The sequence below is a fragment of the Thalassiella azotivora genome, from assembly GCF_054781695.1.
This window is the reverse complement of sequence record NZ_BAAGTX010000042.1, coordinates 1-7438: the sequence shown is the minus strand read 5'-3', so window position 1 is coordinate 7438 and position 7438 is coordinate 1. Positions and strand designations below refer to the sequence as shown.

The window sequence follows — 7438 nt, the reverse complement described above, 5'->3', positions numbered from 1 at the left end:
TAGTCCGGTCTCACTGACCATCGCACGATGGCCTTCTTCATCGCGGCCATCACGACGAACAAGATCGAGAACTACACCACCCCAGGGGACGTCACCAGCCCGTACGCGCCGAACTCCGGCGCCTTGGGATTCGACCCGAAGTCGACCAGCTCCAACATCGCCGCCTCCCGCCGCCGCAACCCGAACGCGTAGATCACCTTGAACAAGGCGGCATCGCGCCACGCCGCCGCCCACCCCTTCCGGCCCTGACGGGCTCTCACTGCGACCTGCTCGTCCGCGTAATCGAAGAACGCCTCGACCTCACCGCGGGTCAACGGACGGACCTGCGGACGTGCCTCCACCTCCGCCACGTGCGCGGTGGTATTCCACTCGTGGCACACCTGCACCGGATGAGAGCCGAACAGCTCCCAGCACACCTCACCCCACTCATAGCGCGGGTCCACCAGGTAGTCGCAGAACTGCCGCAGGCTCCCCTGGTACGCGCGCAGAGTCGATGAACTCAGCCCACGACCCCGCAACTCGACCGACCAGTCATCCACATCGGCCGCCCGCCACTGCCACGGGTACTCGCCCGAGAAGTCGGCGAACCGCTGCACCACCGACAGCCGCGACTCCACCGTCCCCGCGGACAGCGCCCGCGCCGCCATCTGCGCCCGCCAACCCCGCAACATCGCCTGCACCACCGCATCCTCCGGATGCAGATGAACCACCGAGCCCGACAGCAGCTCGGCTGCATGCGGGCCCCCCGTGGCCGGACCATCACCCACGGAGCCCCTCCAGCCGATAGCATCAGAGGCACGGATCTTGCACCTGATGCATGACCGCTGTCAACGTCGCAGGTCGGAGCACTCTTCGGGGCAGCCCGGGCGCGGCAGGCCCACCGTTCACATGGGTGAGAAGGCCCGCAGGGTCGGCGTTCCTGAACCGCGCGAATGGCCACCAGATGCAATAGGTCCCAGTCCGCAACAGACACCGCCAGGCACGATCATCGAAACCCGACTTGGTTCCTTCCTCGATGCACCAGGCGCGCAGGTGATCAACCACGTCGTGGGTTAACCCGAGGGCTGCACTGGTACGTGGACGCGTCCACCGGCGCCGCCGACGCGGCCCGGTCGGTGGCGGCCACCTGGGCGGAGGGGGACGCGCGGATCGCCGTCCGCACGGATCCCGCCTGGGACGGCGTCCGGCACCTGCGCGCCTGAGCGGTAGCCCGACCGGGTGGTCCCGGGGAGCCGAGCGGTTTTCCCCGGACCCGGTCGGGACCTAATCCCCTCACCCGCGGCCGACGGCAGCGACGAAGGTTCTCCCGGACCACTCCCGGGAGGCGAGCGCATGCTGCTGGACACCCGCCGGCGGTCCGTGACCGAGCGGCGGGAGCGCGACTCCTGGCTGTCCGGCACGGACTTCGACCGAGCGCCCTTCACCATCGCCTGGGAGGTGACCCGGGCGTGCGCATTCGCGTGCGTGCACTGCCGCGCCGACGCCCAGTCCCGGCGCGACCCCGCCGAGCTCACCACCGAGGAGGGGTACCGCCTCATCGACCGGTTCGCGGCGTTCGGCTCACCGATCCTGGTGTTCACCGGCGGCGACCCGATGATGCGCAAGGACCTGTTCGACCTCATCGCCCACGCCGACGCCGCGGGCCTGCGCTGCTCGCTGACCCCGACGGCGACGGTCCTGCCGACGGTCGACCGGCTGCGTCGGGCCAAGGAGGCCGGGGTGCGGCGGGTGGCGCTGAGCCTGGACTCGCCCAGCCCGCAGGTGCACGACGACTTCCGCAAGGTGCCGGGGTCGTGGGAGCGGACGATGACGATCCTGCGCAACGCCCGCGAGGTGGGCCTGAGCACCCAGGTCAACACCACCGTCACCACCGACACGGTCGACCTGCTGCCGGAGATGGTCCGGTTCGTGCGGTCCGTCGGCGCCGTCCAGTGGAGCGTGTTCTTCCTCGTGCCGATGGGCCGCGGCCAGCAGCTGCGGATGATCAGCCCGGAGCGCCACGAGGAGGTCCTCACCTGGTTGCACGACCTCGCCCGGGAGGGGGACTTCGACGTCAAGGCGACCGCGGCGCCCATGTACCGGCGCGTGGTGGCGCAGCGTGCGGCGGCGGACGGCGGCGCACCGGCGTCCGGCGCGGGCTTCGCGTTCCACGACGGCCTGCACCGCCCGCACCAGGGAGTCAACGACGGCCGCGGGTTCCTGTTCGTCTCCCACCGCGGGGACGTCATGCCGTCCGGGTTCCTGCCCGTGACGGTCGGCAACGTCAGGGAGGACGACGTCGTGGACCTGTACCGCCACCACCCGCTGTTCCGGGGTCTGCGCGACCCCGACCGGCTCACCGGCAAGTGCGGCGTGTGCGAGTTCCGTGCCGCGTGCGGGGGGCAGCGCGGCCGCGCCTACGCGGTGACGGGCGACCCGTACGCGTCCGACCCGGCGTGCGCCTACGTCCCGGCGGGGTGGCCGCGGTGACCGCCCAGGACGTCGGCGGGCGCCGCGCCACGGTCGCGGACGCCGGCAACGGGGCCGGGGTGCGCTCCGTCGGGGCCCGCGTGGTCGTCGTCGGCGGTGGGATCACCGGGCTGACCACGGCGCACCGGCTGCTGACCGCGGCCCCCGACCTGCGCGTGACGGTGCTGGAGGCCGGCGACCGCGCGGGCGGCAAGGTCGTCACCGACCACGTCGACGGCTTCGTGCTGGACGGCGGCCCGGACTCGCTGCTGACCTCCCGTCCGCACGCCGTCGACCTGGCCCGCGAGCTCGGGCTCGGTGAGGAGCTCGTCCCCGCGGACCGGCTCGCCGCCGGGACCTCGCTCGTCCGTCGCGGACGCCTGCGCCCGCTGCCGGACGGGCTGATGGGGCTGCTGCCTAAGGACCCGTGGCCGGTGATGCGGTCCTCCCTGCTCACCCCCGCGGGCCGCGCCCGGCTGGCCTGCGAGTACCTCGTCCGCCCCCGCGAGGACGACGCCGACGAGAGCGTGCGGGCGTTCGTCACCCGCCGCCTCGGCGCGCAGGCGTACGACCGGATCGCGGAGCCGCTCGTCAGCGGGGTGCTGGCGACCGACCCGTCGGAGGCCAGCGTCCTCGCGACGATGCGGCACCTGCGGTCCGTGGAGCAGGCGCACGGCGGGCTGGCCAAGGCGGTGCTCGCCCAGCGTCGCGCGGCGCGGGACGCCTCGGGCGCCACGTCGTCGCGGGCCACGTCGCCGCCGGCAGCGACCCCTCCGCCGCCGCTGCTGACGCCGACCGGCGGCATGGGCGCGCTCGTCGACGCGCTGCTCGTGGCGCTCGCCGTAGCCGGCGCCGACGTCCGCACCGGGTCGCCCGTGACCGCCGTCCAGCGACGCGGCGGCGGGTACCGGGTCGAGCACGCGGGCGGGTCCGTGGACGCCGACGCGGTCGTCCTCGCCGTCCCCGCGGGGGTCGCCGCGGACGCCGTCACGGACCTCGGCGCGGACCTCGCGGGCGCGTTGCGCACCACCACGTACGGGTCGACCGCGGTCGTGTCCCTCGGCTACCGGGCGCACGAGGTGCGGGACGCCGTCCGCGGGCACGGCTACCTCGTGCCGGCGTCCGAGGGGCGGCTGGCCCGGGCGTGCACGTGGACGTCAGCGAAGCTGCCCGGTCGGGCACCCGTCGGGCACGCGCTCGTCCGGGTGTCGCTGGGTGGGCCCGGGCGGCCTGACCTCGACGCGTTCACGGACGCCGACCTCGTTGAACGGGCGCGCGCGGAGCTGCGCTCCCCGGCCGGGGTGACCGCAGACCCGCTGCTGGCCCGGGTGCACCGGTGGTCCGGCGTGATGCCGCAGTACCACGTCGGGCACCTGGACCGGGTCGCCGAGGCGACCTGCCGGGTCGCCGCGCACCCAGGGCTTCACCTGGCGGGCAGCGCCTGGCACGGGGTGGGGCTGTCGGACTGCGTGGCCTCCGCGACCCGGACCGCCGGGGCGGTGCTCGCCGGCCTGGTGCGCCGGTGAGCCGCTAGGGCGCTCGACCCCCCGCCGCCGCACCTTTCCACCAGGGTGCGGTGTCGGGTGCCAGTGGGGGCGCACCTTTCCACCAACCTGCGCTCCGGGGTGCCAGTGGGGGCGCACCTTTCCACCAACCTGCGCTCCGGGGTGCCAGTGGGGGCGCACCTTTCCACCAACCTGCGGTCCGGGGTGGCCGTCGTGGCGCACCTTTCCACCAGGGTGCGGTGTCGGGTGCCGTCAGTCGAGGTCGACGACGACGGGCGCGTGGTCGCTCGCGCCCTTGCCCTTGCGCTCCTGCCGGTCGATGAGCGCGCCGCTGACCCGCTGGGCGAGCGCGGGGGAGGCCAGGGCGAAGTCGATCCGCATGCCCTGCTTCTTCGGGAACCGCAGCTGCGTGTAGTCCCAGTACGTGAACGTGCCCGGGCCGGGGCAGTGGGGCCGGACGACGTCGGCGAACCCGGCCTCGACCACGCCGTGGAACGCGGCGCGCTCCTCGGGGGAGACGTGGGTGCGGCCGACGAAGAACTCCGGGTCCCACACGTCGTCGTCGGTCGGCGCGACGTTCCAGTCCCCGCACAGGGCGATCTGCGCGTCCGGGTCCTCGGACAGCCACCCGGCGCCCGCCTCGCGCAGCCGCGCCAGCCAGTCCAGCTTGTACGCCAGGTGCGGGTCGTCGAGGGTGCGCCCGTTCGGCACGTACAGGCTCCAGACCCGCACCCCGTCGCAGGTGGCGCCGATCGCCCGGGCCTCCGACTCGGCCGGCTCACCCCACCCGGGCATGCCCGGGAACCCGACGGTCACGTCGGACAGGCCCACCCGGGAGACCACCGCGACCCCGTTCCACTGGCTCAGGCCGTGGTGTGCCACCTCGTAGCCGATGTCGGCGAACCGGTCCTCGGGGAACTGCTCGTCCTTGCACTTGGTCTCCTGCAGCGCGACGACGTCGACGTCGCTGCGCTCGATCCAGGAGATCACCCGGTCGATGCGGGCACGGACGGAGTTCACGTTCCAGGTGGCCAGTCGCACGGCGTGCACGCTACCCACCGGCCCCGACGACGCGACGGGCGACCTGCGTGGCCTGCCGGCCGTGCCCTAGCGTCGGGCGGGTGACGACCGCACTGGTGACCGGCGCGAGCGCCGGGATCGGCCTGGCCTTCTGCCGCCGCCTCGCCTCCGAGGGGCACGACCTCGTCCTCGTCGCCCGGGACGCCCAGCGGCTCGAGCGGATCGCCCGCGATCTGCGCGAGGAGCACGGCGTGGACGTCGAGGTGCTGCCCGCGGACCTGGCCGACCGGGACGACGTCCAGCGCGTCGCCGAGCGCGCCGGCGACCCCGGCCGGCCGGTGGACCTGCTCGTCAACAACGCCGGCTTCGGGCTGCGGCACGCCTTCCTCGCCGGCGACGTCGAGGACCAGGAGCGGATGCTCGACGTCCTCTGCCGGGCGGTCCTCGTCGTCACCCACGCCGCGACCCGGGCCATGGTCGAGCGCGGCCACGGCGCCGTCGTCACCGTCTCGTCCGTCGCCGGGTTCGCCACGATGGGCACGTACTCGGCCGCGAAGGCCTGGGCGACGACCTTCACCGAGGCGCTCGCCGGCGAGCTGCGCGGCACGGGCGTCACCGCCACCGCGCTGTGCCCGGGGTTCGTGCGCACCGAGTTCCACGAGCGCGCCGCCATGGACATGAGCGCCCTGCCGCAGCGGATGTGGCTGGACGCCGACGACCTGGTGCGCGACTGCCTGGACGACGTCCGCCGCGGCCGCGTCGTCAGCGTCCCGTCGTGGCGCTACCGGTTCGTGACAGCCGTCTCCCGGCACGCGCCCCGACCGCTGGTGCGCCAGGTGTCGTGGGGGTTGCGCAAGCGCCGCGACGCGTGAGCGTCGCGTCGCTGGCGGTCCCGCGTGTGGTCAACGGGTGACCGACGGGAGGATTGAACCGTGGCAGACCTCGAAGCTTCCACCCCCGCGCTCCTGACGCCGGAGCAGGCGTTCGACGCCATGTCCCTGTTCATCTACCAGTTCGCCGGGCGAGCGGGTGACGACCTGCTCACCTTGATGGGGGACATCAGCATCGATGACCGCGGGCGAACCTTCGACCCGGCTGCATGGGACGACTGGCTCGAGTGCGTACGCCAGGTACTCGCCTATCCGGGGCGGATGCCCTCACGCGGATGGCAGTAGCTGCTCGCCCAGGGCTAGCGCACTGTGCGAGCACGTCACTCCGGAAGGCCCATGACACCCGTAGCTGCGACGAGATCGCTGAGGCCGGCGCCAGGTGCGCTCCTACGGCTGATCGCAGATCCGGCGCCTTCGTTTCTCGGAGACGTGCCTGACCTGCCGTACGGTCCACCTGACTTCAGCGTGACTGACAGAGGGAGTGTCGCGGGTGGACTCGCCGATCGGGATCCATGTTCCAGCCGCTGAGCGCCTCCTATGTCGACCAGCGAGCAATGAGCTGAACGAGCACGTAGGACACATCGGGAGTACCTGCGGACCGATCACAGCGACTCGCCCGGACCGATGCGGTGTCGCGGCGGTCGCCCTGGGCGATCTCCGCGTCAGAGCGCGCGGGTGACGACCACGACGCCGAGGCGGCCGCCGCCGTCCGTGTCGACGTCGAGCCCGCCGTCCTCCTGACCGGCCGGGGTCCGCTCCACGCGGACGGCGTCGGTGCCGGTCAGCAGCTCGGTGGGGCCGGCCGCGTCCTCGACGTCCGCGCGCCCGTCCCAGGTGACGGTGGTGACGCCGTCGGTCCCGGGTCCGCCGCTGCCCTCCCACCCGTCTTCCAGGCCGTCGAGGACGGCGAGCTGGCGCTGCGGGGCGTTCGGGTCCTCGACGACGAGCAGCAGCACCCAGCCGGCGTCGCTGCCCATGCCGGGTACGGGGCCGGTGGCGCCGACGGTCCAGGTGCCCGCGCCCTCGTCGCGGACGAGGTCCGTGAGGTCGACGCGGCTCTGGAAGCGGTTGCCGCGCACCTGGGAGCCGGCGGCGTCCAGCGTGACCGTCGTCCCGCTCGGGGTGGTGACCGTCACCGCGTCCTCGACGCCGCCGGGCGGGCGGACGCCGGCGAACCGCGACGACCAGTACAGGTACGCCCCGCGCAGCACCTGACCGTCGGCGAGGGTGACCGCGGCCGACGACGCGTTGCCCTCGTTCGGGTACCAGTCACCCGCGGCGGCGGACGTCGTCAGGCGACCCACGTGCCGTGCCACGACGTCGAAGCCACCCGGGTCGAGCACGGACCAGTCCGGCGTGGGATCGGGGTCGACCGGACCCGGGTCGACGGGGTCGGGGTCGATCGGGGGGACCGGGTCGACGGGGTCGGGGTCGACCGGGGGCACTGGGTCGACGGGGTCGGGGTCGACGGGAGGTACCGGGTCGACGGGGTCGGGGTCGACCGGGGGCACTGGGTCGACGGGGTCGGGGTCGACCGGGGGCACTGGGTCGACGGGGTCGGGGTCGACCGGGGGC

7 protein-coding genes and 1 pseudogene are annotated in these 7438 nt (G+C 73.7%); 5 read left to right on the top strand and 3 right to left on the bottom strand.

The window, feature by feature from the left end:
- Nucleotides 1-71: 71 nt before the first annotated feature.
- Entirely contained in the window at nucleotides 72-767 is a 696-nt protein-coding gene (locus tag ACYVQV_RS18790; RefSeq protein ID WP_461024849.1) for a tyrosine-type recombinase/integrase, read from the bottom strand.
- A 309-nt stretch (nucleotides 768-1076) separates the two neighbouring features.
- Between ACYVQV_RS18790 and ACYVQV_RS18785 the strand changes: the two genes are divergently transcribed.
- From ACYVQV_RS18785 to hemG, 3 genes are all read left to right on the top strand, one after another.
- Nucleotides 1077-1202: a hypothetical protein gene (locus tag ACYVQV_RS18785; protein WP_461024848.1), complete on the top strand. Its 126-nt coding sequence runs from the start codon at nucleotides 1077-1079 to the stop codon at nucleotides 1200-1202.
- Between the two features lie 130 nt (nucleotides 1203-1332).
- Nucleotides 1333-2469 carry a TIGR04053 family radical SAM/SPASM domain-containing protein gene (locus ACYVQV_RS18780; protein WP_461024847.1) on the top strand — a complete coding sequence of 379 codons (1137 nt, stop codon included), beginning with the start codon at nucleotides 1333-1335 and terminating at the stop codon, nucleotides 2467-2469.
- Nucleotides 2466-3974 (top strand): protoporphyrinogen oxidase, encoded by a 1509-nt coding sequence (hemG, locus tag ACYVQV_RS18775; protein WP_461024846.1) that lies wholly within the window; start codon nucleotides 2466-2468, stop codon nucleotides 3972-3974. Before ACYVQV_RS18780 ends, hemG begins: the two co-directional genes overlap by 4 nt.
- A gap of 231 nt (nucleotides 3975-4205) precedes the next feature.
- Here hemG and ACYVQV_RS18770 read toward each other — a convergent pair whose 3' ends face one another.
- Nucleotides 4206-4994 carry an exodeoxyribonuclease III gene (locus tag ACYVQV_RS18770; protein ID WP_461024845.1) on the bottom strand — a complete coding sequence of 263 codons (789 nt, stop codon included), beginning with the start codon at nucleotides 4992-4994 and terminating at the stop codon, nucleotides 4206-4208.
- A gap of 80 nt (nucleotides 4995-5074) precedes the next feature.
- Here ACYVQV_RS18770 and ACYVQV_RS18765 point away from each other — a divergent pair, with 80 nt between their 5' ends.
- Both ACYVQV_RS18765 and ACYVQV_RS18760 read left to right on the top strand, forming a co-directional pair.
- On the top strand, nucleotides 5075-5845 hold the full coding sequence (locus tag ACYVQV_RS18765; RefSeq protein ID WP_461024844.1) for an SDR family NAD(P)-dependent oxidoreductase: 771 nt from the start codon (nucleotides 5075-5077) through the stop codon (nucleotides 5843-5845).
- A gap of 60 nt (nucleotides 5846-5905) precedes the next feature.
- Nucleotides 5906-6148 carry a hypothetical protein gene (locus ACYVQV_RS18760; protein ID WP_461024843.1) on the top strand — a complete coding sequence of 81 codons (243 nt, stop codon included), beginning with the start codon at nucleotides 5906-5908 and terminating at the stop codon, nucleotides 6146-6148.
- 377 nt (nucleotides 6149-6525) lie between these two features.
- Here ACYVQV_RS18760 and ACYVQV_RS18755 read toward each other — a convergent pair.
- Nucleotides 6526-7438: pseudogene (locus ACYVQV_RS18755) on the bottom strand (hypothetical protein); the annotation flags it as partial.

Coding starts and splice junctions, on each gene's coding strand:
- ACYVQV_RS18780 (WP_461024847.1), top strand. CDS start 1,333: ATGCTGCTGGACACCCGCCGGCGGTCCGTGACCGAGCGGCGGGAGCGC.